Origin of the sequence: Umezawaea beigongshangensis (assembly GCF_016464305.1) — a bacterium.
Lineage (GTDB): Bacteria > Actinomycetota > Actinomycetes > Mycobacteriales > Pseudonocardiaceae > Umezawaea_A > Umezawaea_A beigongshangensis.
The window spans coordinates 1-23,159 of the sequence record NZ_JAEIOJ010000001.1 but is presented as its reverse complement, the minus strand read 5'-3'; the positions used below and the strand labels follow the sequence as shown (position 1 = coordinate 23,159).

The 23,159-nt window shown below is 72.3% G+C and carries 25 protein-coding genes; 24 read left to right on the top strand and 1 reads right to left on the bottom strand.

Going from position 1 to position 23,159, the window contains the following annotated elements; genetic code table 11:
• Positions 1-138 precede the first annotated feature (138 nt).
• The 7 genes from IMZ35_RS00125 (at position 139) to IMZ35_RS30325 (ending at position 5,055) form a co-directional block, all read left to right on the top strand.
• Complete coding sequence (locus IMZ35_RS00125; protein WP_199438794.1) at positions 139-1,134, top strand: sugar kinase; 996 nt, start codon at positions 139-141, stop codon at positions 1,132-1,134.
• Positions 1,131-1,910, top strand: coding sequence for an IclR family transcriptional regulator (locus IMZ35_RS00120; protein ID WP_199438793.1), 780 nt, complete (start codon positions 1,131-1,133; stop codon positions 1,908-1,910). Before IMZ35_RS00125 ends, IMZ35_RS00120 begins: the two co-directional genes overlap by 4 nt.
• Positions 1,897-2,280 carry a RidA family protein gene (locus IMZ35_RS00115; RefSeq protein WP_199438792.1) on the top strand — a complete coding sequence of 128 codons (384 nt, stop codon included), beginning with the start codon at positions 1,897-1,899 and terminating at the stop codon, positions 2,278-2,280. Before IMZ35_RS00120 ends, IMZ35_RS00115 begins: the two co-directional genes overlap by 14 nt.
• A 94-nt stretch (positions 2,281-2,374) precedes the next feature.
• The gene (locus tag IMZ35_RS00110) at positions 2,375-2,971 is read left to right on the top strand and encodes a hypothetical protein (RefSeq protein ID WP_199438791.1); all 597 of its coding nucleotides are present in this window, start codon (positions 2,375-2,377) and stop codon (positions 2,969-2,971) included.
• Positions 2,972-3,129: 158 nt separating this feature from the next.
• Positions 3,130-3,567: a helix-turn-helix domain-containing protein gene (locus IMZ35_RS00105; protein ID WP_307867597.1), complete on the top strand. Its 438-nt coding sequence runs from the start codon at positions 3,130-3,132 to the stop codon at positions 3,565-3,567.
• A gap of 141 nt (positions 3,568-3,708) precedes the next feature.
• Positions 3,709-4,332 (top strand): PIN domain-containing protein, encoded by a 624-nt coding sequence (locus tag IMZ35_RS00100; protein WP_307867596.1) that lies wholly within the window; start codon positions 3,709-3,711, stop codon positions 4,330-4,332.
• 384 nt (positions 4,333-4,716) lie between these two features.
• The gene (locus IMZ35_RS30325) at positions 4,717-5,055 is read left to right on the top strand and encodes a hypothetical protein (protein ID WP_229369208.1); all 339 of its coding nucleotides are present in this window, start codon (positions 4,717-4,719) and stop codon (positions 5,053-5,055) included.
• Positions 5,056-5,318: 263 nt separating this feature from the next.
• On the opposite strand, the gene IMZ35_RS00090 is transcribed toward IMZ35_RS30325, so the two are convergent.
• On the bottom strand, positions 5,319-5,660 hold the full coding sequence (locus IMZ35_RS00090; RefSeq protein WP_199438789.1) for a DUF1844 domain-containing protein: 342 nt from the start codon (positions 5,658-5,660) through the stop codon (positions 5,319-5,321).
• 296 nt (positions 5,661-5,956) lie between these two features.
• Here IMZ35_RS00090 and infC point away from each other — a divergent pair, with 296 nt between their 5' ends.
• The 17 genes from infC to tyrS all read left to right on the top strand — a co-directional run bounded on the left by infC (position 5,957) and on the right by tyrS (position 22,703).
• Entirely contained in the window at positions 5,957-6,568 is a 612-nt protein-coding gene (gene infC / locus IMZ35_RS00085; RefSeq protein WP_199438788.1) for a translation initiation factor IF-3, read from the top strand.
• 70 nt (positions 6,569-6,638) lie between these two features.
• Positions 6,639-6,833: a 50S ribosomal protein L35 gene (rpmI, locus tag IMZ35_RS00080; RefSeq protein WP_199438787.1), complete on the top strand. Its 195-nt coding sequence runs from the start codon at positions 6,639-6,641 to the stop codon at positions 6,831-6,833.
• A gap of 60 nt (positions 6,834-6,893) precedes the next feature.
• The gene (gene rplT / locus IMZ35_RS00075) at positions 6,894-7,283 is read left to right on the top strand and encodes a 50S ribosomal protein L20 (protein WP_199438786.1); all 390 of its coding nucleotides are present in this window, start codon (positions 6,894-6,896) and stop codon (positions 7,281-7,283) included.
• Positions 7,284-7,285: 2 nt separating this feature from the next.
• Entirely contained in the window at positions 7,286-8,137 is an 852-nt protein-coding gene (locus IMZ35_RS00070) for a TrmH family RNA methyltransferase (RefSeq protein WP_438816817.1), read from the top strand.
• Between the two features lie 239 nt (positions 8,138-8,376).
• Complete coding sequence (gene pheS / locus IMZ35_RS00065) at positions 8,377-9,444, top strand: phenylalanine--tRNA ligase subunit alpha (RefSeq protein ID WP_199438785.1); 1,068 nt, start codon at positions 8,377-8,379, stop codon at positions 9,442-9,444.
• 3 nt (positions 9,445-9,447) lie between these two features.
• Positions 9,448-11,940: a phenylalanine--tRNA ligase subunit beta gene (gene pheT / locus IMZ35_RS00060; protein ID WP_199438784.1), complete on the top strand. Its 2,493-nt coding sequence runs from the start codon at positions 9,448-9,450 to the stop codon at positions 11,938-11,940.
• 342 nt (positions 11,941-12,282) lie between these two features.
• The gene (locus IMZ35_RS00055) at positions 12,283-12,780 is read left to right on the top strand and encodes a hypothetical protein (protein WP_199438783.1); all 498 of its coding nucleotides are present in this window, start codon (positions 12,283-12,285) and stop codon (positions 12,778-12,780) included.
• A gap of 40 nt (positions 12,781-12,820) precedes the next feature.
• On the top strand, positions 12,821-13,468 hold the full coding sequence (locus tag IMZ35_RS00050; RefSeq protein ID WP_199438782.1) for an O-methyltransferase: 648 nt from the start codon (positions 12,821-12,823) through the stop codon (positions 13,466-13,468).
• Positions 13,469-13,574: 106 nt separating this feature from the next.
• Positions 13,575-14,597, top strand: a complete 1,023-nt coding sequence (argC, locus tag IMZ35_RS00045) for an N-acetyl-gamma-glutamyl-phosphate reductase (protein ID WP_199438781.1) — start codon at positions 13,575-13,577, stop codon at positions 14,595-14,597.
• A gap of 2 nt (positions 14,598-14,599) precedes the next feature.
• Positions 14,600-15,772, top strand: a complete 1,173-nt coding sequence (gene argJ, locus IMZ35_RS00040) for a bifunctional glutamate N-acetyltransferase/amino-acid acetyltransferase ArgJ (RefSeq protein ID WP_199439541.1) — start codon at positions 14,600-14,602, stop codon at positions 15,770-15,772.
• A complete protein-coding gene (gene argB / locus IMZ35_RS00035) occupies positions 15,769-16,668 on the top strand; it encodes an acetylglutamate kinase (protein WP_199438780.1) in 900 nt (299 codons plus the stop codon). Before argJ ends, argB begins: the two co-directional genes overlap by 4 nt.
• Before the next feature lie 26 nt (positions 16,669-16,694).
• Entirely contained in the window at positions 16,695-17,831 is a 1,137-nt protein-coding gene (locus tag IMZ35_RS00030) for an acetylornithine transaminase (RefSeq protein WP_229369313.1), read from the top strand.
• Positions 17,828-18,754, top strand: a complete 927-nt coding sequence (gene argF, locus IMZ35_RS00025; RefSeq protein ID WP_199438778.1) for an ornithine carbamoyltransferase — start codon at positions 17,828-17,830, stop codon at positions 18,752-18,754. The genes IMZ35_RS00030 and argF overlap by 4 nt, the downstream gene beginning before the upstream one ends.
• A complete protein-coding gene (locus IMZ35_RS00020) occupies positions 18,751-19,245 on the top strand; it encodes an arginine repressor (RefSeq protein WP_199438777.1) in 495 nt (164 codons plus the stop codon). The genes argF and IMZ35_RS00020 overlap by 4 nt, the downstream gene beginning before the upstream one ends.
• A gap of 153 nt (positions 19,246-19,398) precedes the next feature.
• Positions 19,399-20,766: an argininosuccinate lyase gene (gene argH, locus IMZ35_RS00015; RefSeq protein WP_229369309.1), complete on the top strand. Its 1,368-nt coding sequence runs from the start codon at positions 19,399-19,401 to the stop codon at positions 20,764-20,766.
• Entirely contained in the window at positions 20,763-21,383 is a 621-nt protein-coding gene (locus IMZ35_RS00010; RefSeq protein ID WP_199438775.1) for a DNA-3-methyladenine glycosylase, read from the top strand. Before argH ends, IMZ35_RS00010 begins: the two co-directional genes overlap by 4 nt.
• A 45-nt stretch (positions 21,384-21,428) precedes the next feature.
• The gene (tyrS, locus tag IMZ35_RS00005; protein ID WP_199438774.1) at positions 21,429-22,703 is read left to right on the top strand and encodes a tyrosine--tRNA ligase; all 1,275 of its coding nucleotides are present in this window, start codon (positions 21,429-21,431) and stop codon (positions 22,701-22,703) included.
• Positions 22,704-23,159 lie beyond the last annotated feature (456 nt).

Sequence of the window (23,159 nt, the reverse complement as noted above, 5' to 3'; positions counted from 1 at the left end):
AGCAGTGCAACGCCTATTGCGCGATGTGTTGCTGAGCTGTGTAGCATTCGCTTGCTCCGCCGTCAACGACGTCGACCGCGCCGACGCGTGGTCCTCGCCGGCGGTGTGATCGGCACCGGAGGGAGTGCGGAGGCGTACATGGGGTTCGAACACGTCGGATCGGCGCGGGGCAGCGCGGTGGTCTGCCTCGGCGAGACCATGGCGCTGCTGGTGCCGGCCGAGCCGGGACCGGCGCACGAGGTCCGCACCTGGACCAGGGCCGTGGGCGGCGCGGAGTCCAACGTCGCCTGCCACCTGGCCGGACTCGGCGTGCCCAGCCGCTGGGTCGGCGCCGTCGGCGACGACCCCTTCGGCTCCGCGGTGCTGGACGCCGTGAGCGCCCGCGGCGTCGACGTCTCCGCCGTGCGCCGCGACCCCGACCGCCCCACCGGCCTCTACGTCAAGGCGCCGGACGCCGTGCGGTACTACCGCGCCGGATCGGCCGCCTCCGCCCTCGGCCCGGACCTGCTCGACGACCTCGACCTCACCGGCGTCGGCCTCGTGCACGTCAGCGGCATCACCGCCGCCCTGTCCGACTCGTGCCTGGAGCTGCTGCGCGCGCTGCTGCGCCGCCCGCGCGAGCACCTCGTGTCGTTCGACCTCAACTGGCGGCCCGCCCTGTGGCGCGACCGCGACCCGTCGGTGCTGCGCGACCTCGCCGACGCCGCCGACGTCGTGCTCGCCGGAGCCGACGAGGCCGAGTCCGTGTGGGGCACCGGCGACCCCGAGCGGCTGCGCGACCTGCTGCCCGGCCCGGCGAGCATCGTCGTCAAGCAGGCCGAGCACTCGGCCGTCCTCGTCGAGGACGGCGAACTCACCCGTCAGCCCGCGCTGGACGTCGACGTCGTCGAACCCGTCGGCGCGGGCGACGCCTTCGCCGCCGGGTACCTCGCCGCCGCGCTCGCCGACCTCCCGCCCCGCACCCGGCTGCGCGCCGGGCACCTCCAGGCCGCGGCCGCCCTGCTCACCACCGAGGACGTCGGCGACCCGCTCCCCGCCGCCGTCACCCGGCACCTGCTGCACGCGGACGCCGCCACCTGGTCGGCGGCCCGCCTGACCGCGTCGAGCGTCCCGACCAGCGAGGAGACGGCATGAGCCAGAGCCTGGACCGCGCACTGACGCTGGTCGCCGAGCTCGCCACCGGCCCCAAGACCCTCGACGAGCTGTCCAGGGTGGTCGAGGTCCACAAGTCCACGGCCCTGCGCCTGCTGCGCACCCTGGAGTCCCACCGCTTCGTGCAGCGCGAGGGCGTGCACCACTACCGCCTCGGCACCGCCATGTTCGACCTGGCCAACCGCGCCCTGGAGGAACGGGACGTGCGCCGCAGCGCGGAGCGGGCGCTGCGCGCGTTCAACGCGCGGACCGGGTACACCGTGCACCTCGCGAGCTACGAGGACGGCGAGGTCATCTACATCGACAAGTACGACAGCACCCACCCGATGCGCATGTACTCCCGCATCGGGCGCCGCGCGCCGCTGCACTGCACCGCCGTGGCGAAGGTCCTGCTCGCCGACCTGCCCGACACCGAGCTGCGCCGGGTCGTGGACGGCATGGAGTTCCCGCCCCTCACCGCGAACACGATCACCGACGCCGAGTCCTACCTCGCGGAGCTGGAACGCGTCCGCGCCGCCGGGTACGCCGTCGACAACTCCGAGCACGAGGACTTCATCCACTGCGTCGCCGCGCCGATCCGCGGCGCGCGTGGCGAGGTCGTGGCCGCCGTGTCGACGTCGGTGCCGAAGGTGCTGCTCGACTTCGACGGCCTGCTCGCACTGCTCCCGGACCTGCAGGCGACCGCGCGAGCGGCGTCGGTGGAGTGCGGGTGGACCGATGCACAACCAGGAAGGACACCAGCTCGTGGCCAAGATTGAGATCCGGACCAACGCGGCGCCCCAGCCCCCCGCCAGGTTCTCCCAGGGCGTGCGCAAGGGCAACGTCCTCCAGGTGGCGGGCCAGGTCGCGTTCGACCCCGCCACGGGGAAGATCGTCGGTGACACGGTCACCGAGCAGCTCGCCCAGACGATGCGCAACCTCAACGCCGTGCTGGAGGCGGGGGGCGCGAGCATCGACGACGTCGTGATGCTGCGGGTCTACCTGACCGACACCGCGCACTTCGCCGAGCTGAACGCCGCGTACGACCAGTACGTCACCGACCCCGCTCCCGCGCGCACCACCGTCTACGTGGGCCTGCCCGCCGGGCTGCTCATCGAGATCGACGCGCTGGCCGTTCTGGAGGACTGACGCCCCGCCCGCGGGCGGGGACGGTGCTCCCCGCCCGCGGCACTGGGCCGTTCGGGCGGTTTCGCGGTGCGACCGGGATGGGAACGTGCAGATCATGAAGTGGTACTCGGACCACCCGGCCCGGTTCGCCCGTCAGCTCGTCGCCGACGTCCTCGCGGTGGGCTGGGTGGTGTTCTGGGTCTGGCTCGCGCTCGGCGTGCGCGACGGCGTGCTGGAGCTGCGCGCCCCCGGCAACGGCCTGGTCGACGCGGGCACCAGGATGCGCGACTCCTTCGCCGGGGCCGCCGACCAGGCGCGCGGTGTGCCCGTCGTCGGCGGCGCGGTCTCCGGCGCGCTCGGCGAGGGCTCCAACGCCGGCACCACCCTCGTCGACGCCGGCCGCTCGCAGATCGAACTGGTCGAGCAGATCGGCCAGTGGCTCGCGGTCGCCCTGGTCGTGCTGCCCGTGCTGTTCCTGCTCCTGGTCTGGCTGCCGCTGCGGCTGCGCTTCGCCCGCGGGGCCGCCGCCGCGGCACGGCTGCGCGACGCGGGAGCGCTGGACGTGCTCGCCCTGCGGGCGCTGACCGAGCTGCCGCTGCGACAGCTCACCCGGATCAGCGACGACCCGGCGGGGGCGTGGCGGCGCGGTGACCCCGAGGTCGTCGCCGCCCTGGCCGCCCGCACCCTGGCGCGCGCGGGACTGCGTGCTTGAGCGCCGGGACCGGTGCCCGAGTCCCTCGTCGTCCGTGCTGCGACGTGGTCGTCGCGAGGTTGCGTCCGCGCGACGAGCGTGATTGCATGGGATCGTGTTGCACCTACAAGTGCAACTGTGGTCGGTTGCAACTGTACGTGTTTCGAGGAGTGGTGACGGTGTCGACACTGGTGTCTACGACTGACCGTGACGTTCTGCTGGCTGACGAACGCGACAAGCAGCAGGCGCAAGTGCTGATGAGCCGCCTTCCTCCTCGTGGTGCGCGATTCACCGTCGCGGCGGACGAGGACGGCTCGGCGGTCCCGGTGCCGGGCGAGTTGTCGGCGATCATCGCCAGGGTCGTCGACGCGGTGGCGCGGGGGCACGCGGTCACGGTCAGTGCGATGCCGGAGGAGTTGACGACCACTGCCGCCGCCCAGTTGCTCGGCGTGTCACGTCCCACGTTGATGCGCAAGATCGACGCTGGTGAGCTTCCCTCGCACAAGGTCGGTTCGCACACCCGCTTGCGCACGGTCGACGTGCTGGAGGAACGGCGTGTGCGCCGACAACGCCGGTTGGCCGCGTTCGACGAACTGCGGGCGGTGGAAGACGACTGACGACGTCTCGTCTCGACGGCGATCACCTCATCGTCGAATCACCAGCGCTCTCGGGTCGAAGAAGGCGTACGGCGTGTCTCGACCCGATTTCCGAGGAGGGGAACGGGGCGGCACTAATCTTTTGCGGTGTCCTCAACGAGAGTGTTCGTCGACGCGAACGTGCTGTACTCCCGCACCTTGCGAGATTGGCTTGCGCTACTGCAGTTGAATTCACCCGAAGAGGTCTACACGGTTTACTGGACCGAGGACGTGCTCGCCGAGACGATCTACCGTCTGCGTCGGAAGCATCCGGACTGGAACGGCGCGAAGATCACCGCGATACGGGATGGGATCGCGGCAACCTTCGAAGGGGGTCGTGTTGAGGACTTCGTCGTCGACGGCACGTTCCCCGGCGTCGACGGCGACGACCGGCATGTGCACGCCGCAGCCGTGGCCTGTCGCGCAGACTTCATCTTGACCTGCGACAAAGGTTTCTCAACGGCAGGGTGCGACGCGGGTTCAACGCCCTACGAGGTCTACCGGCCCGATGAGTTCTTCGTGCTGGTGGACGACAGCGCGCCCCACCTCGTACGACTGGTGACGCGCGAACAAACCCTGTACTGGGTCGGGAGAGAAGGCCGTGCCGACCTGGCGGGCAAGCTGATCGATGCGGGCTGTCCCGTGTTCGCCGAGCGGGTGAGGATTCACCAGGGAGAGCTGTCGCTTCCCGGTCACGCCGTGACCCGGCGGTCGCCCACCGGCGGCCAATGCTTGTTTCAAAGGTGAGGTGATCGGCGGCGTGTCGGTGGCCGGAACGTGGCGAGGTCTCCGGTAGGTGGTGTGGCGACCAAGCAGAACCGCGGTACCGGAGACCTCGTGGCCGGTATAGCGGTAGCGAGGCGGTTCGACCTGACCGACGCGCGGTGGGCCGTGTGCAGCCGCTGTTGCCCGTCGGTGTCAGACCGGGACGTCCCCGAAGTGGAGCAAGCGGCAGTTGATCGACGGCGTCCGGTGGCGGGTGCGGGACGGCGCTCCGCCCGAGTGCGGGCTCTGGCAAGAGCGTCTACGGGGTTGTTCCGGCGCTGGCAGCGGGCCGGGACCTGGCGGCGGGTGTTGACCGCCGTGCGGGCTCGCGCCGACGGCGAAGGGCTGATCGTGTGGGACGTGTCGGTGGATTCCACAATCACGCGGGCGCACCAGCACACCGTCGGTGCGCGGAAGAGGGGGATCTGCGGCTCGGTCCCGGCCGCGCCAAGACCCGGCCGGACCGGGTCCTGGCGGACGAGGCAACCCCGCGACCGGGCCGCCCACCGCGAGGCCACGGGCTCCACAGCTCGACGGCCACCCACGATCGACCGAGAGGTCCACGAGCAGCGCCACGCGGTCGAGTGCGGCATCAACCCGTTCGAACAGCATCGGGCAGCGGCCACCCGCTACGACAAGCTCGCCGTCCGCTACCAGGCCACCAGCGACATCGCCGCCATCGACACCTGGCTGCGCCACGTCTGAGACACGATCTAGCGCCCGCACCTCTCGACTCCGTGCCGCGGGGAACGTCCTCCGGCAGGTCGATGCCGCGAAGGGATCATCGCTCCGGGTGCGGACGTGTTCGTCCCGAGTGGTGGCGCGGTCGTTCGCGGGCGTGGACGTGACGACGACGGAACTCCTGGTGGAACGGCGCACGGACACCGTCCGATCTACCAGGAGTCCCCCGCCTCCGCGTTGCGGCCCCGCCCCGGTTCGCACAGGAGCGCTCGGCGGAGGCCCTGGTGCTAGTAGACGGGGCCGGTGTACTTCTCGCCGGGGCCCGCGCCGGGCTCGTCGGGCACCACCGACGCCTCGCGGAACGCCCGCTGCACCGACTGGAGGCCCTCGCGCAGCGGTCCGGCGTGCGGTCCGAGGTACTCCACCGACGCGCTCACCAGACCGGCGAGGGCGGTGATGAGCCTGCGCGCCTCGTCGAGGTCGCGCCGGGGGCTGGTGTCGGGGTCGGGGTCGGCGAGTCCGAGGCGCTCGGCGGCGGCGGACATCAGCATCACCGCGGCCCTGCTGATCACCTCGACGCTCGGCACCTCGCCGAGCTCGCGGACGTCTGTCTCCTGCTGGTCTGTCACCTCCCCATTGTCGCAAGCGCCCGGTCCGGCCCGCCGGTTCGGGGGTTGACAACAGCATCTGGTACTCTCTTCTGCGCGACCAGCCCTCGTTCGTGCGGGGGCGGCAAGTGGAGCTCCCGCTCCCACCCGAGCCGCTGTACCAGGGCAGCCGGGTCCGGTCCCAGCACGACGGCTTCGTGTCGTCGTGCACGACGCGTGCACGCACGTGTCCGGGAGGATCGGTCGGAAGCGGGCCCCATGCCAGTACTGGCGTGGGGCTCTTGTCTTTGGCGCACGACGAGTCACAAAGGACGTGAATGACAAGTCCCTCGAACCGAGGTGCTCCAGCCAGCACCGAGCCGCGCATCAACGACCGCATCCGCGTGCCCGAAGTTCGTCTGGTCGGGCCGAACGGCGAGCAGGTCGGGATCGTTCGCATCGAGGACGCGCTCCGACTCGCCCAGGAAGCGGACCTCGACCTCGTCGAGGTCGCCGCGCAGGCCCGGCCGCCCGTCTGCAAGCTCATGGACTACGGCAAGTTCAAGTACGAGAGCGCGCAGAAGGCCCGTGAGTCCCGCCGCAACCAGCAGCTGACGGTCATCAAGGAGCAGAAGCTCCGGCCGAAGATCGACCCGCACGACTACCTGACGAAGAAGGGCCACGTGGCCCGCTTCCTCTCGCACGGGAACAAGGTCAAGGTGACCATCATGTTCCGCGGTCGAGAGCAGTCGCGCCCCGAACTCGGTTACCGGTTGCTGCAGAGGCTGGCGGAGGACGTCGCCGAGCTGGGCTTCGTCGAGTCGAACCCGAAGCAGGACGGCCGCAACATGATCATGGTGTTGGCGCCGCACAAGACCACCAAGACGCGTCCGATCAAGAACCCGGACGCCGAGGACACGAACGCGGAAACGGGTTCTGTCGAGGAGTGATCCTCGGCTCCGGCCGCAGGACCACGGATGCCGCGCGCCCACAGCGCGGCAGCACGAGACGAGGACGGACATGCCCAAGAACAAGACGCACAGCGGGACCTCCAAGCGGTTCAAGGTCACCGGCACCGGCAAGCTGCTCCGCGAGAAGGCCGGCAAGCGCCACCTCCTGGAGAAGAAGTCCAGCAAGCTGACCCGTCGGCTCTCCGGCACGGTCCAGGTGTCGGACAACGACGCCCCGCGGCTGAAGAAGCTGCTCGGCCGCTAGGCCTTTCCGCACCCGTGAACACCGGGGCCACGAGCCCCACGAGATCGACAGGACGGACCCGTGGCACGCGTCAAGAGGGCGGTCAACGCCCAGAAGAAGCGCCGTACCACCCTTGAACTGGCCAGCGGTTACCGCGGCCAGCGCTCGAGGCTGTACCGCAAGGCCAAGGAGCAGGTGCTCCACTCGCTCAACTACGCGTACCGCGACCGCCGCGCGCGCAAGGGCGACTTCCGCAAGCTCTGGATCCAGCGCATCAACGCCGGCGCCCGTGCGAACGGCATGACCTACAACCGCTTCATCCAGGGCCTGCGGCTCGCGGGTGTCGAGGTCGACCGCAAGATCCTGTCGGAGCTCGCGGTCAGCGACCCCGCCACGTTCGCCGCGCTGGTCGAGCTGGCCAGGGGTGGTCTGCCGGAGGACGTCAACGCCCCGGCCGAGGACAAGGCCTGAGCATCGGTACCCGCTCTCCACGGCCCTGGGTCGATCCGTTCACGGAACGGACGCCCAGGGTCGTCGCCGCGAGGCGGCTGACCAGGCGTCCCGGTCGTGACCGGGACGGTCGGTTCCTCGCCGAAGGAGCCCAGGCCGCCCGCGAGGCGCTCGCCTGGGCCGCGCGCGGACGTGGCGCGGTGCACGAGCTCTTCGTCACCGAGGCCGCGGCCGAGCGCAACACCGACATCGTCACCGCCGCCGTCGACGCGGGCGTGCGGGTCAGCTCCGTCACCGACAGGGCAGCGGCCTCGCTGTCGGAGACCGTCACGCCGCAGGGGCTCGTCGCCGTGTGCGACCTGCTCGACGTGCCGCTGGAGCACGCGCTGCGCGGAACACCCCGGCTCGTCGCGGTGCTCGTGGGCGTCTCCGACCCCGGCAACGCCGGAACGGTCGCCCGCGTGGCCGACGCCGCGGGGGCCGACGCCGTGCTGTTCGCCGGTGACACCGTCGACCCGCACAACGGCAAGTGCGTCCGCGCCTCCACCGGCAGCGTGTTCCACCTGCCGATCGCGCGGTCCCGCGAGGTCGGCGAGGTGTTCGACGCCTGCCGTTCCGCCGGGCTGCGGCTCGTCGCGGCCGACGGTCACGCCACCGACGACCTGGACGCCGCCAGTCTGCGCGGCGACCTCGCCCGGCCGACGGCGTGGGTGTTCGGCAGCGAGGCGCACGGTCTGTCCGACGCGGTGCTCGCCCGGACCGACACGGCGCTCAAGGTGCCGATCTACGGCGGCGCCGAGAGCCTGAACCTGGCCACCGCCGCCGCGGTGTGCCTCTACGCGTCGGCCGGCGCCCACCGCTCCCGCGCCACCTGAGAGCCGGGCCTTCTCCTTGCGGGAGAACGGGGTTCGCGGCCGGGGACCGGGCGGACGCGCCCCGACGAGTGGAAACAATCACCCGCGGAGGAACTGGCGACGGCGGCCGCGGCCCGATCACCTAGGATCTACCTGCTGCGCCGCTGCTCGCGGCGGCGCAGCCGCACAGCCGTGCGCCACGAATTGCCAGCAGTCGTCCGACTGTCCGCGACGGACCCAACGGGAGCTGTCCACCAACCATGTCCGGAGCAAACGACCCGTACGACCCCAAGGAGGTCGCGGCGCTCGCGCCGGAGGCCCTCGACGCGGCCGTGCAGAAGGCCACCGAGGCGTTCGCCGCCGCGACGGACCTCGACGCTCTCGCCGCGATCAAGCCCGCCCACCTCGGTGACCGATCGCCCGTCCTGCTGGCCCGCCGCGAGATCGGCGCGCTGCCGCCCGCGGCGAAGGCCGAGGCGGGCAAGCGGGTGAACGTCGCCCAGAACGCCGTGAAGACCGCGTTCGAGGAGCGGCTGACCCGGCTGAAGGTCGAGCGGGACGAGCGCGTGCTGCGCGACGAGGCCGTCGACGTGACCCTGCCGTGGGACCGGGTGCCGCGCGGTGCCCGCCACCCCATCACCACCCTCGCCGAGCGCGTCGCCGACGTGTTCGTCGCGATGGGCTACGAGGTGGCGGAGGGCCCCGAGCTCGACACCGAGTGGTTCAACTTCGACGCGCTGAACTTCGGCAAGGACCACCCCGCGCGGACGATGTCCGACACGTTCTACGTGGCGCCCGCCGACTCCGGCCTGGTGCTGCGCACCCACACCTCCCCGGTGCAGGCGCGCACGCTGCTGGAGCGCGACCTGCCCGTGTACGTGGTGTGCCCCGGCCGGACGTTCCGCACCGACGAGCTGGACTCCACGCACACGCCGGTGTTCCACCAGGTCGAGGGCCTCGCCGTCGACAAGGGCCTGACCATGGCGCACCTCAAGGGCACGCTCGACGCGTTCGCCCGCGCCATGTTCGGCGAGAACTCCCGCACCCGGCTGCGCCCGCACTTCTTCCCCTTCACCGAGCCGTCGGCCGAGGTCGACGTGTGGTTCCCGGAGAAGAGGGGCGGCGCGGGCTGGGTGGAGTGGGGCGGCTGCGGCATGGTCAACCCCAACGTCCTGCGCGCCACCGGCGTCGACCCGGACGTCTACTCGGGCTTCGCCTTCGGCATGGGGCTGGAGCGCACGCTCCAGTTCCGCAACGGGCTGCCCGACATGCGCGACATGGTCGAGGGCGACGTCCGCTTCACCCTGCCCTTCGGAACGGAGGCCTGACCGGTGCGCATTCCGGTTACCTGGCTGGTCGAGCACCTGGAGTTCGACCAGGTGCCCACTGCCGAGGAGTTCGCCGACGCCTTCGTGCGCATCGGTGTCGAGGTCGACGACGTGCACCCGCTCGGTCCCGTGACGGGGCCGGTGGTGGCGGGTCGCGTCGTCGAGATCGAGGAGCTCACCGAGTTCAAGAAGCCGATCCGGTTCTGCAAGGTCGAGGTCGGCACCGACGACGACGGCGAGCCGAAGATCCAGGGTGTCGTGTGCGGCGCGACGAACTTCGTCGAGGGCGACACGGTCGTGGTGTCGCTGCCCGGCGCCGTGCTGCCCGGAGGGTTCGCCATCTCCGCCCGCAAGACCTACGGCCGCACCAGCGAGGGCATGATCTGCTCCGCTCGCGAGCTGGGCCTGGGCGACGAGCACGCGGGCATCCTCGTGCTGCCCAGCGGCACGGCGAGCCCCGGTGACGACGCGGTCGAGCTGCTCGGCCTGGACGACACCGTCCTGGAGGTCACGCCCACGCCCGACCGCGGGTACGCGTTCTCCGTGCGCGGTCTCCAGCGCGAGCTGGCGTGCGCGTTCGACGTGCCGTTCGGCGACCCCGGCGTCGTGGAGATCCCCGAGGCCGAGGGCGAGGTCTGGCCCGTCCACGTCGAGGACGAGTCCGGGTGCTCGCGGTTCGTCGCGCGCCGGGTCACCGGTGTGGACCCGACCGCCCCGACGCCGTGGTGGATGCGCCGCAGGCTGATGCTCGCGGGCATCCGCTCCATCTCGCTGCCGGTGGACGTCACCAACTACGTGATGCTGGAGCTGGGGCAGCCGCTGCACGCGTTCGACGCGTCGGCGGTGCAGGGCGCGCTGGTCGTGCGCCGCGCCGCGTCCGGGGAGAAGCTCACGACCCTGGACGACTCGGTGCGGGCGCTGGACGCCGACGACGTCGTGATCGCCGACGACAGCGGTGTCGTCTCGCTCGCCGGTGTGATGGGCGGCGCGAGCACCGAGGTCCGGAGCACCAGCAGCGACATCCTGCTGGAGGCGGCCGTGTGGGACCCGGCGTCGGTCGCGCGGACCGTGCGGCGGCACAGGCTGCCCAGCGAGGCGGCCAAGCGCTTCGAGCGGACCGTCGACCCGGCGCTCGCCCCGGTCGCCCTGGAGGTGGCGGCGAAGCTGCTGCACCTCTACGGCGACGGCAGCATCCGGCCCGGCCGCACCGACGTGGGCAGCCCCCGGCTGCCCGTCCCGGTGTCCATGCCGATCGACCTGCCCGACCGCGTCGCGGGAGTCCGCTACGCGCGGGGCGTCACGGCGCGCAGGCTCGGCCAGATCGGCTGCCGCGTCGAGGTGAGCACCGCCGACGACGGTCAGACCATCGTCACGGCGGTCCCGCCGACGTGGCGCGCCGACCTGGTGCAGCCGGCCGACCTGGTGGAGGAGGTGCTGCGGCTGGAGGGCTTCGAGACGATCCCGTCCACGCTGCCGCCCGCTCCCGCCGGTCGCGGGCTGACCGAGCAGCAGCGCCGTCGCCGCGCGGTGTCGCGCGCGCTGGCCGAGTCCGGGTTCGTCGAGGTGCTGCCGTTCCCGTTCGTCGCGCCGAGCGTGTTCGACGCGTTCGGGCTCGACGAGGGCGACGTCCGCCGCAACACCGTCACGGTGCTCAACCCGCTGGAGTCGGACCGGCCCGCGCTGGCCACGACGCTGCTGCCGGGTCTGCTGGACGCCTTGCAGCGCAACGTGGCCCGCGGGCAGCGCGACGTCGCGCTGTACCACCTGGGCCAGGTGACGCTGCCGCGCACCCAGCAGGTGCCGGTGCCCGAGCTGGGCGTGGACCGGCCGCCGACGGCCGCCGAGATCGCCACGATGCAGGCCGCGCTGCCGCAGCAGCCGCTGCACGTGGCCGTGGTGCTCGCGGGCGACCGCGAGCGCGCCGGCTGGTGGGGAGGAGGGCGTGCCGCAGACTGGGCCGACGCGGTCGAGACCGCCCGGCTCGTCGGCCGGACCTACGGCGTCGAGCTGACGGTGAAGGCCGCCGACCTGGCCCCGTGGCACCCCGGCCGCTGCGCGCAGCTGCGCGTGGGCGACTGGCCCGTGGGGCACGCCGGTGAGCTGCACCCGAAGGTCGTGGAGGCGCTGGGTCTGCCCAAGCGGACCGTGGCGATGGAGCTGGACCTCGACGCGTTGCCGCTGAAGGAACTCCGGCCCGCGCCGATCGTCTCGGCGTACCCGCCGGTGCTGCTGGACGTGGCGCTGGTCGTGGACGCCGGTGTCGCGGCGTCCGCGGTGTCCGAGGCGCTGTCCTCGGGCGGCGGCGACCTGCTGGAGGAGGTCCGGCTGTTCGACCTCTTCACGGGAGAGCAGGTGGGGGAGGGGCGCAAGTCCCTGGCGTGCTCGCTGCGCTTCCGCGCTCCCGACCGCACGCTGACGCTGGAGGAGGCGACGGCCGCCCGCGATGCCGCGGTGGCCGCGGCCGCCGAGCGGACGGGCGCGGCACTGCGCGCCTGACGTTTTCCGCACTTCTGCTCCGGGGGTCCGCGCTTCTGCGCGGGCCCCCGGATTTGTTTCACCCGATCGGGTGGCGTGCCGTCCGTGCGTCTGCGACGTGCCGGAACGCATCGGCGCTGGTGATCGACTGGAGCCGGTTGTCAAGAGGTCTGACGGCCTTGTTTTCCGGGGCGGTCGGCGTCCGTGAAGCGCTTGCGTCTCGGTTGAAGCTTCTCCAAGATTGATCGCACGGCCCGCTGGGCCGTGGCGAGGCGATGAAGCGCCGGGCGAGACTGGTCGCCGGTCCGGCGTGGAGCCAGCGGCGAACCCACCGCCTGGAGCAACTGCTTGCGGAGCCGCACCATGCGAAACCTCGGACCGCGCAGCGAGGCGATCGTCGCTTCCGCCATCCTCGCCGTCGGTGCGGCTGTCGTCGCCACCATGCACCTGACCTGGCCCGCGCCGGAGGACCCGGTCGTCACCTACGCGATCAGCAACGGCCAGCAGGGCGTCGAGGAACTCCGGCCGTTCGAGATCACCGACGTGTCCGGCGAGCCGGTGGAACTGCGTCCGGGCACGCAGGGCCAGCGGCACGTGCGCCTGAGCAACCCCAACAGCGTGGACATCGTCGTGCAGTCGCTGTCGGCGCTGCCGGGGCAGCCGGTGGACGGGGCGCACAACCGCGTCGCGGAGTGCCCCTCGGGCGTGCTCTCGGTGACGCCGATGACCGACCCGGTGCTGCTCGCGCCGAACGGCTCCGTCGAGGTGACGATGGTCGTCGAGGTCTCCACCGACGTTCCCGCCGCGTGCACGGACCTGGTGTTCCCCCTGACCTACTCCGGTCGCGCGGCCCGCATCTGATCTTCCGCCGGGTCGCGCCCCCGTGCGCGACGCTGTCGGCATGGACATCATCGATCCCGCGGTGAGCGAGTACCTGCTCGCCCACTGCACCCCCGCCGACGACCTGCTGCGCGAACTGGCCGCCGAGACGAGCCGGCTGTACCCGGACTCCAGCGGAATGCAGGTGTCCCACGACGAGGGCGAGTTCCTGACGATGCTGGTGCGCCTGGTCGGCGCGCGGCGTGCCGTCGAGGTGGGCGTGTTCACCGGGTACTCGTCGATCTGCATCGCCAGGGGACTGTCCTCCGGCGGGCACCTGCTGGCGTGCGACGTGAGCGACGAGTGGACGTCGGTGGCGCGGCGCTACTGGAAGCGGGCCGGGCTGGAGGACCGCGTCGAGCTGCGGATCGCCCCGGCGCTGGAGACGCTGCGCGCGCTGCCGGCCGATCCGGTGCTGGACTTCGCGTTCGTCGACGCCGACAAGGCGGGCTATCCGCGGTACTACGAGGAGCTGGTGACGCGGCTGCGGCCGGGCGGGCTGATCGTGCTGGACAACGTGCTGCGCACCGGCCGGGTGCTCGACGAGAGCTTCCAGCACGAGGCGGACGTCGCGATGCGACTGGTGAACGACACGATCACCGCGGACGAGCGGGTCAGCTCGGTGATGCTGCCGGTCCGCGACGGGGTGACCCTGGCGCAGCGGCGCTGACCGCTTCCCGTCGCGCGGGCGGTGCGCGTGGACGGTGTGCGCGAACGCCGTCCGTGTGACGGGAATCTGTTTGGATCAAGTTGCAGGGCAGTGCATAATTATCCGCATGACGGTTCGGATCGCGGTCGCGGGAGCGAGCGGGTACGCCGGGGGCGAGCTGCTCCGGCTGCTGCTCGGTCACCCGGAGGTGGAGATCGGCGCCCTCACGGCGGGCGGCAACGCCGGAACGCCGCTGCTGGCGCACCAACCGCACCTGCTGCCGCTGGCGGACCGGGTGCTGGCCGAGACGACCGTCGACGAGCTGACCGGCCACGACGTCGTCTTCCTGGCCCTGCCGCACGGTCGCTCCGCGGAGCTCGCCGCCCAGCTCGGCGACGGGGTCCTCGTGATCGACTGCGGCGCCGACCACCGCCTCACCGACGCCGCCGCCTGGCAGCGCTACTACGGCGGGGAGCACGCGGGAAGCTGGCCCTACGGCCTGCCCGAGCTCCCCGGCGGACGGGAGGCGCTGCGCGGCACGACGCGCGTGGCCGTTCCCGGCTGCTACCCCACGGTGTCGTCCCTGGCGCTCGCCCCGGCCGTCGCCGCCGGTCTGGTGGAGCCCGAGGTCGTGATCGTCGCGGTGTCCGGCACGTCCGGCGCCGGCAAGTCCGCCAAGACGCACCTGCTCGGCTCCGAGGTGATGGGCTCGGTCAGCGCCTACGGCGTCGGCGGCACGCACCGGCACACCCCGGAGATCGCCCAGAACCTGAGCGCGGTGGCCGGTGTCCCCGTCGGCGTCTCCTTCACGCCCGTGCTCGCCCCCATGCCGCGCGGCATCCTCGCCACGTGCAGCGCTCCGCTCACCGGGACCGGCGACGACGTCCGCGCCGCCTACGAGAAGGCGTTCGCCGACGAGCCGTTCGTGCACCTGCTGCCGGAGGGCCACTGGCCCACCACGGGCGCGGTGCTCGGCTCGAACGCCGTCCAGCTCCAGGTGGCGGTGGACGCCGACGCCGGTCGCCTCGTCGTGGTCGCCGCCGTCGACAACCTGACCAAGGGCACGGCGGGCGCGGCCGTGCAGTGCATGAACATCGCGCTCGGTCTGCCGGAGACCACCGGCCTGTCAGCAGTGGGAGTCGCACCGTGAGCGTGCACCGCGACCGGGGCGTGACCGGACCGGCGGGCTTCCGCGCCGCCGGTGTCGCCGCCGGCATCAAGGAGTCGGGGGCGCTGGACCTCGCGCTCGTCGTCAACGACGGACCGCGGCACGCCGCCGCCGGCGTCTTCACCACCAACAAGATCAAGGCCGCGCCGGTGCTGTGGTCGCAGCAGGTGCTCGCGCAGCAGCGGCTCACCGCCGTCGTCCTCAACTCCGGCGGCGCCAACGCCTGCACCGGTCCCGAGGGCTTCCAGGACACCCACGCCACCGCGGAGAAGGTCGCGGAGGTGCTGGAGTGCGGCGCGATCGACGTCGCGGTCTGCTCGACGGGCCTCATCGGCGAGCGCCTGCCGATGGACGCCGTCCTGTCCGGTGTGGACGGCGCGGTGAAGGCCCTCGCCGGCACCGACGAGGGCGGCCTCGCCGCGGCCACCGCCGTGATGACCACCGACTCGCACCCCAAGCAGTCCTGGGCCGCGCACCCCGACGGCTGGTCCGTGGGCGGGTTCGTCAAGGGCGCCGGGATGCTCGCGCCCAACCTGGCCACGATGCTGTCGGTCATCACCACCGACGCCGTGGTCGACGGCCCCGAGCTGGACGCCGCGCTGCGCCACGCCACCGGGCGCACGTTCGACCGGCTCGACGTCGACGGCGGCACGTCCACCAACGACACCGTCCTCGTGCTCGCCTCCGGCGCGTCCGGCACGGCACCGTCCCAGGAGGACTTCACCGCTCTGCTCACGCGGGTGGCCGGTGACCTCGTCAAACAGCTCCAGGGCGACGCCGAGGGCGTCACCAAGGAGGTGTCGATCACCGTGCGCGGCGCGGCCACCGAGGCCGAGGCCGTCCTGGTCGGACGGACGATCGCCGAGGACAACCTGGTCAAGACCGCCCTGTTCGGATCGGACCCCAACTGGGGCCGCATCGCGATGGCGCTCGGCCGCGCCGACGCGCTGATCGACCCCGACGCGCTGGGCATCACGATCAACGGCGCCACGCTGTTCGCGAACGGCGCGAAGGCGGCCGACCGCGGCGAGGCCGACCTGTCCGGTCGCGACGTGCTGATCGTGGTCGACCTCGGCGTCGGCGACGCGGAGGCCACCGTGCTCACCACGGACCTCTCGCACGCCTACGTCCACGAGAACAGCGCGTACTCGTCGTGACCGGCGTCGTGAGCAGGGACGAGGCCGCGGCGAAGGCCGGTGTGCTGATCGAGGCGCTGCCGTGGCTCCAGCGGTTCCGCGGCGCGCTGGTCGTCGTCAAGTACGGCGGCAACGCGATGATCGACGACGAGCTGAAGCGGGCCTTCGCCCAGGACATGGTGTTCCTGCGGCTCGCCGGACTGCACCCCGTCGTCGTGCACGGCGGCGGCCCGCAGATCGGCGCGATGCTCGACAAGCTCGACATCCACAGCGAGTTCCGGGGCGGCCTGCGCGTCACCACGCCCGAGGCGATGGACGTCGTCCGCATGGTCCTCACCGGCCAGGTCGGCCGCGAGCTGGTCGGCCTCGTCAACGAGCACGGCCCGTACGCGGTCGGCATCTCCGGCGAGGACGCCCGCCTGCTGACCGCCGAGCGCCGACCGGCGATCGTGGACGGCGAGCCGGTGGACGTCGGCCTCGTCGGCGACATCGTCGACGTCGACCCGGAGCCCGTCCTGGACATCGTGCGCGCCGGACGCATCCCGATCGTCTCGACGGTGGCGCCCGACGCCGACGGCGTCGTGCACAACGTCAACTCCGACACAGCGGCCGGTGCGCTCGCCGCCGCGCTCGGCGCGCGCAAGCTCGTCGTGCTCACCGACGTCGAGGGCCTCTACGCGAACTGGCCCGACACCTCGTCGCTGCTGCACGAGGTGCGCGCGGACGAGCTGGAGGCGATGCTGCCGACGCTCGCGAGCGGCATGGTCCCGAAGATGGAGGCGTGCCTGAGGGCCGTGCGCGGCGGTGTCCCGCAGGCGCACGTGATCGACGGGCGCCTCCCGCACGCGGTGCTGCTGGAGGTCTTCACCAGCAGCGGGGTGGGAACTCTCGTCCTGCCCGAGGAGGGGGAGAAGTGAACGACCGGTCCCGCTGGCAAGCGGTCATGATGAACAACTACGGCACGCCGGGGCTCGCCCTGGAGCGCGGTGAGGGCGCGCACGTCTGGGACACCGACGGCAACCGCTACCTCGACCTGCTCACCGGCATCGCCGTCAACGCCCTCGGTCACGCGCACCCCGCCGTGGTCGCGGCCGTGACCGACCAGATCGGCCGGATCGGCCACACGTCCAACCTCTACGCCAACCGCCCCGCGCTGGAGCTGGCGGAACGGCTGCTCGACCTCGCCGGTGTCGACGACGGACGGGTGCTGTTCTGCAACTCCGGCGCCGAGGCCAACGAGGCCGCGCTCAAGCTGAGCCGCCGCACCGGCCGCACGCGCGTCGTCGCCACGCACGGCGGCTTCCACGGCCGCACCATGGGCGCTCTGTCGCTGACCGGCCAGCCCGCGAAGCGGACGCCGTTCGAGCCGCTCGTGCCCGGTGTCGCGCACATCCCGTTCGGGGACGTGGCCGCGCTGGAGGCCGCGATCGACGACACCACCGCCGCGTTCGTCGTCGAGCCGATCCAGGGCGAGAACGGCGTCGTCGTGCCCCCGGCCGGATACCTCCAGGCCGCCCGCCGCATCACCGCCGAGCACGGCGCGCTGCTCGTCCTCGACGAGGTGCAGACCGGCGTCGGCCGCACCGGCACCTGGTTCGCGTTCCAGCAGGCCGGGATCGTCCCCGACGTCGTCACCCTCGCCAAGGGCCTCGGCGGCGGACTGCCGCTGGGCGCGTGCATCGGCTTCGGCGCGGCCGGAACGCTCTTCGAACCCGGCCAGCACGGCACGACCTTCGGCGGCAACCCGGTGTGCTGCGCCGCCGCGCTCGCGGTGCTCACCACCATCGCCGCGGACGGCCTGATCGACCACGCCTCCGCCGTCGGCAAGGAGATCACCGCCGGTGTCGAGGAGCTCGGTCACCCGCTCGTGTCCGGCGTGCGCGGCGCGGGCCTGCTGCTCGGCGTGGTCCTGACCGAACCCGTCGCGGCGCGGACCGCCGCCGCGGCCCAGCGCGCGGGTTACCTCGTCAACCCCGTCCAGCCCGACGTCATCCGCCTCGCACCGCCCCTGGTGCTCGACACCGACGACGCCCACCGGTTCGTCGCCGACCTGCCGACCCTCTTGGGAGACGACGCATGAGCCCCCGGCACTTCCTGCGCGACGACGACCTCACCCCCGAGGAGCAGCTCGCCGTCCTGGACCTCGCCGACACCTACGCGGCCGACCGGTTCACGGCCAAGCCGCTCGCCGGGCCGAAGGCCGTCGCGGTGATCTTCGAGAAGAACTCCACCCGCACCAGGCTGTCGTTCGAGGTGGGCATCGCCCAGCTCGGCGGCAACCCGGTGATCATCGACGGCCGCATGATGCAGCTCGGCCGCGAGGAGACCATCGAGGACACCTCGCGCGTGCTCTCCGGCTACGTCGACGCCGTCGTGTGGCGCACCTTCGCGCAGAAGCGCGTCGACGCGATGGCCTCGGTGTCCCGCGTCCCCGTCGTCAACGCGCTCACCGACGAGTTCCACCCGTGCCAGGTGCTCGCCGACCTGCAGACCGTGCGCAAGCGCCACGGCGCGCTGCCCGGCCTCACCATCACCTACCTGGGCGACGGCGCGAACAACATGTCCCACTCGCTGCTGGTCGGCGGCGCGACGGCCGGGATGCACGTGCGCATCGCCGCCCCGGAGGGCTTCGTGCCGCTGCCGTGGGTGCTCGACGCGGCGAAGCAGCGCGCGGCCGAGACGGGCGGCTCCGTGGAGCTGATCACCGACCCGCAGCGCGCCGTCGACGGCGCCGACGTGCTGGTCACCGACACGTGGACCTCGATGGGGCAGGAGAACGACGGCAAGGACCGCGTCGGCCCGTTCCGCCCCTACCAGGTCAACGCGCAGCTCCTCGCCGCCACCGGCGTGCGCAGCACCGTGCTGCACTGCCTGCCGGCGCACCGCGGCTGGGAGATCACCGACGAGGTCCTCGACGGCCCGTCCAGCGCAGTGTGGGACGAGGCGGAGAACCGGCTGCACGCGCAGAAGGCGCTGCTGGTCTGGTTGCTGGAGAACTCGTGACCCGCACCGCCAGGCAGGGCCGGATCGTCGAGCTGGTGTCGCAGCGCGCGTTCCGCAGCCAGTCCGAACTCGCGAAGACGCTGGCGGCCGAGGGCGTCGAGGTCACCCAGGCCACGCTGTCCCGCGACCTCGACGAACTGGGTGCGGTCAAGCTGCGCGGCCCCGACGGCGGTGCGCCGGTCTACGTCATCCCCGAGGACGGCAGCCCGGTCCGCGGTGTCCAGGGCGGCACGTCGCGACTGGCGCGCGTGCTCGGCGAGCTGCTGGTCTCCGTGGACCACTCCGGCAACCTCGCCGTGCTGCGCACCCCGCCCGGCGCGGCCCAGTTCCTGGCCAGCGCGCTGGACCGGGCCGCCCTCACCGAGATCGTGGGCACCATCGCCGGGGACGACACGGTCCTCGCCGTGGCCAGGGAGCCGCTCACCGGCGCGGAACTGGCCGAGCGGGTCACCTCCCTGGCCGAGGGACAGCAGCACGACGACCAGGAGTGACCGCCGGTCGGAGCACGCCCGGCGCGGCGGCGCGGCTCCGACCGGCTACCGTCGCCGGGCAACGCGTCCGGGACGGCGAGAGACGACGAGAGAGCACGGGAGTCAGCGGTGAGCTTGTGGGGTGGCCGGTTCGCATCCGGTCCGGCCGAGGCGATGGCGGCACTGTCCGCGTCGACGCACTTCGACTGGCGGCTCGCCCGCTACGACATCGCGGGTTCACGCGCCCACGCCCGCGTGCTGCACCGCGCGGGCCTGCTCAGCTCCGCGGAGCTGGACGGGATGCTGGCGGCGCTCGACGCGCTGGAGGCCGACGTGGTCTCCGGCCAGTTCACCCCGACCGTCGCCGACGAGGACGTGCACACGGCGCTGGAGCGCGGCCTCGTCGAGCGCGCGGGCGCCGACCTCGGCGGCAAGCTCCGCGCGGGCCGCTCCCGCAACGACCAGGTGGCCACCCTGTTCCGCATGTGGCTGCGCGACGCGGCCCGCCGGGTCGCGGACGGCGTGCTCGACGTCGTGGACGCCCTCGCCGCGCAGGCGCGGAACCACCCCGCGGCCACCATGCCCGGCCGCACCCACCTCCAGTCCGCGCAGCCGGTGCTGCTCGCGCACCACCTCGCCGCGCACGCCCAGGCTCTGCTGCGCGACGTGGACCGGCTGCGGGACTGGGACCGGCGCACCGCTGTGTCCCCCTACGGCTCCGGCGCGCTCGCCGGGTCCTCGCTGGGCCTCGACCCCGCCGCCGTCGCCGCCGAACTCGGCTTCGACGGCCCGGTGGAGAACTCCATCGACGGCACGGCGTCGCGCGACTTCGCCGCCGAGATCGCCTTCGTCCTCGCGATGCTCGGCGTGAACCTCTCCCGCATCGCCGAGGAGATCATCATCTGGACCACGGCCGAGTTCCGCTTCGCGGTGCTCGACGACGCCTGGGCCACCGGCAGCTCGATCATGCCGCAGAAGAAGAACCCCGACGTCGCCGAGCTGACCAGGGGCAAGTCCGGTCGCCTCATCGGCAACCTGACCGGCCTGCTGGCCACGCTCAAGGCGCAGCCGCTGGCCTACAACCGCGACCTCCAGGAGGACAAGGAGCCGCTGTTCGACTCGGTCGAACAGCTCGAACTCCTGCTCCCCGCCATCGCGGGGATGATCGGCACGCTGCGCTTCGACACCACCCGCCTGGCCGAGCTCGCCCCCGCCGGGTACACCCTGGCGACCGACGTCGCCGAGTGGCTCGTCCGCCAGGGCGTGCCGTTCCGGGTGGCCCACGAGTCCGCCGGCGAGTGCGTCCGCCGCGCCGAGGCCCGCGGCGCCGGGCTGGAGGAGCTGACCGACGCCGAGTTCGCCGACATCTCCCCCCATCTCACGCCCGAGGTGCGGTCCGTGCTCACCGTCGAGGGCTCCATCGCCTCCCGCGACGCCCACGGAGGCACGGCGCCCGACCGCGTCGCCGAGCAGCTCCTGCGCCTGACCGCGCGCTCGGACGAGGGGCGCGGCTGGGCCGGGACCCCCGTGCGGCCGGTGTGACGCAACGCCGCCAGCTCACCGAGCAGGAGCTCGCGATCGACCCCGTCGACGCCGCGAAGCTCCTGCTCGGGTGCGTCCTGGAGAGCGACGGTCCCGAGGGGACGGTCGCCGTCCGGATCGTCGAGGTCGAGGCGTACCGGGGAGGCGACGACCCGGCCTCGCACTGCTACCGGGGGCGCACCCCGCGCAACGACGTCATGTTCGGCCCGGCCGGTCGCCTGTACGTCTACTTCGTCTACGGGATGCACTTCTGCGCCAACGTGGTGTCCCTGACCGACGGCGTCCCCGGCGCGGTGCTGCTGCGCGCCGGAGAGGTGATCAGCGGTTCCGCGCTCGCCCGCGCGCGCCGACCGGCGGCGCGCAGCGACGCCGAACTGGGCAAGGGCCCGGCCCGGCTCACGACCGTGCTCGGTCTGGACCGTGCGCACAACGGCACCGATCTCACCGCCCAGGCCGCGTCCGTGCGGCTGCTGGCCGGTGACCCGGTGCCCGCGACCGCCGTGCGCAGCGGTCCCAGGGTCGGCGTGGCCGTGGCCGTCGACGTGCCCTGGCGCTTCTGGATCGACGGCTCGCCCGCCGTCAGCACCTACCGCCGCGGCACCCGCGCCACCCGCTGAGACCTCCGCGGAGATCCGTCGGGGCAGGTGGGGGAGAATCGTGGGGTGAGCGAGCACATTCTCGACGAGCTGTCCTGGCGCGGCCTGATCGCGCAGTCCACCGACCTCGACGCCCTGCGCGAGGCCCTCGACTCCGGTCCGCTCACCCTCTACGCCGGTTTCGACCCGACCGGCCCGAGCCTGCACGCGGGCCACCTCATCCCGCTGCTCGGCCTGCGCCGCTTCCAGCGGGCCGGGCACCGGCCCATCGTCCTCGCGGGCGGCGCCACCGGGCAGATCGGCGACCCGCGCGACATCGGCGAGCGCACCATGAACTCCACCGACACCGTCGCCGAGTGGACCGAGCGCATCCGCGGCCAGCTGGAGCGGTTCGTCGACTTCGACTCCTCGCCGACCGGCGCGCTGGTGGAGAACAACGCGAACTGGACGGCGAACATGCCGGTCACCGAGTTCCTGCGCGACGTCGGCAAGCACTTCTCCGTCAACGTCATGCTCGCCCGCGAGACGGTGAAGCGCCGGCTGGAGAACGACGGCATGTCGTACACGGAGTTCAGCTACATGCTGCTCCAGGCCAACGACTACGTGCGGCTGCACCGGCTGCACGGTTGCACGCTGCAGATCGGCGGCGCCGACCAGTGGGGCAACATCGTCGCGGGCGTCGACCTCAACCGGCGCGTCGACGGCGCGCACGTGCACGCGCTGACCGTCCCCCTGGTGACGGACTCCGAGGGCCGCAAGTTCGGCAAGTCCACCGGCGGCGGCAACGTCTGGCTCGACCCGGAGATGACCTCCCCGTACGCCTGGTACCAGTACTTCGTGAACGTCGGCGACGACGACGCACTGCGGTACCTGCGGATGTTCACGTTCCTGCCCCGCGAGGAGATCGCCGAGCTGGAGGCGGAGACGGCGGAGCGGCCGCACCTGCGCACCGCGCAGAAGCGCCTGGCCGCCGATCTGACGACCCTCGTGCACGGCGAGCACCAGACCGAGCAGGTGATCGCCGCGAGCCAGGCCCTGTTCGGCAGGGGAGAGCTGCGGGAGCTGGACCCCTCGACCCTCGACGCGGCGATGGCCGAGGCGCCCACCGGCACCGCGAGGCTGGCGGACGCACCCACGGTCGTCGACCTCCTGGTCACCTCCGGCCTGGTGGACAGCAGGGGTGCCGCGCGCCGGACCGTGAAGGAGGGCGGTGCCTACGTGAACAACACGAAGGTGACCGACGAGGAGTGGACGCCCACCGAGACGGACCTCCTGCACGGCCGGTGGCTCGTCCTGCGCCGGGGGAAGCGGAACAACGCTGGTGTGCAGGTGCACCCCTGACCTGCACCTGCACGTGCGCCGGGCCTCCGATCCAGCCGGATCGGAGGCCCGTTCACCTTTTTGATGTGACTGCGGTCACACTAGGCGGCCGCAGGGTGCTGGGATACCGTGGGAGCGAGTCCGACACGGGGCAGTTGACCTGCGGTTTTCTTCCGTGTCGGCACGTGCGCGCCCCCGATTTGACCCGCTGTTCCAGGGCGTGTAACTTTCTCTCTGCCAGCGCGGAACGGGCCGGAACGCCGGAAGGCGGGACGGAACGAGCGAGGCAGGGGTCACGGACCAAGCTCCCGCCGGTAGGTGGTAGAGTGGGTGGCCTTGCACGACAAAGCTTCATGTACGACACAGCCCCGGATTTGCCCGCGGTTTCGCCGCGGTTGATGATGGTGTGCGCGTGTTCTTTGAGAACTCAACAGCGTGCCGAATAGCCAGTAAATTGTATGAAACCTCGTCAAGAGG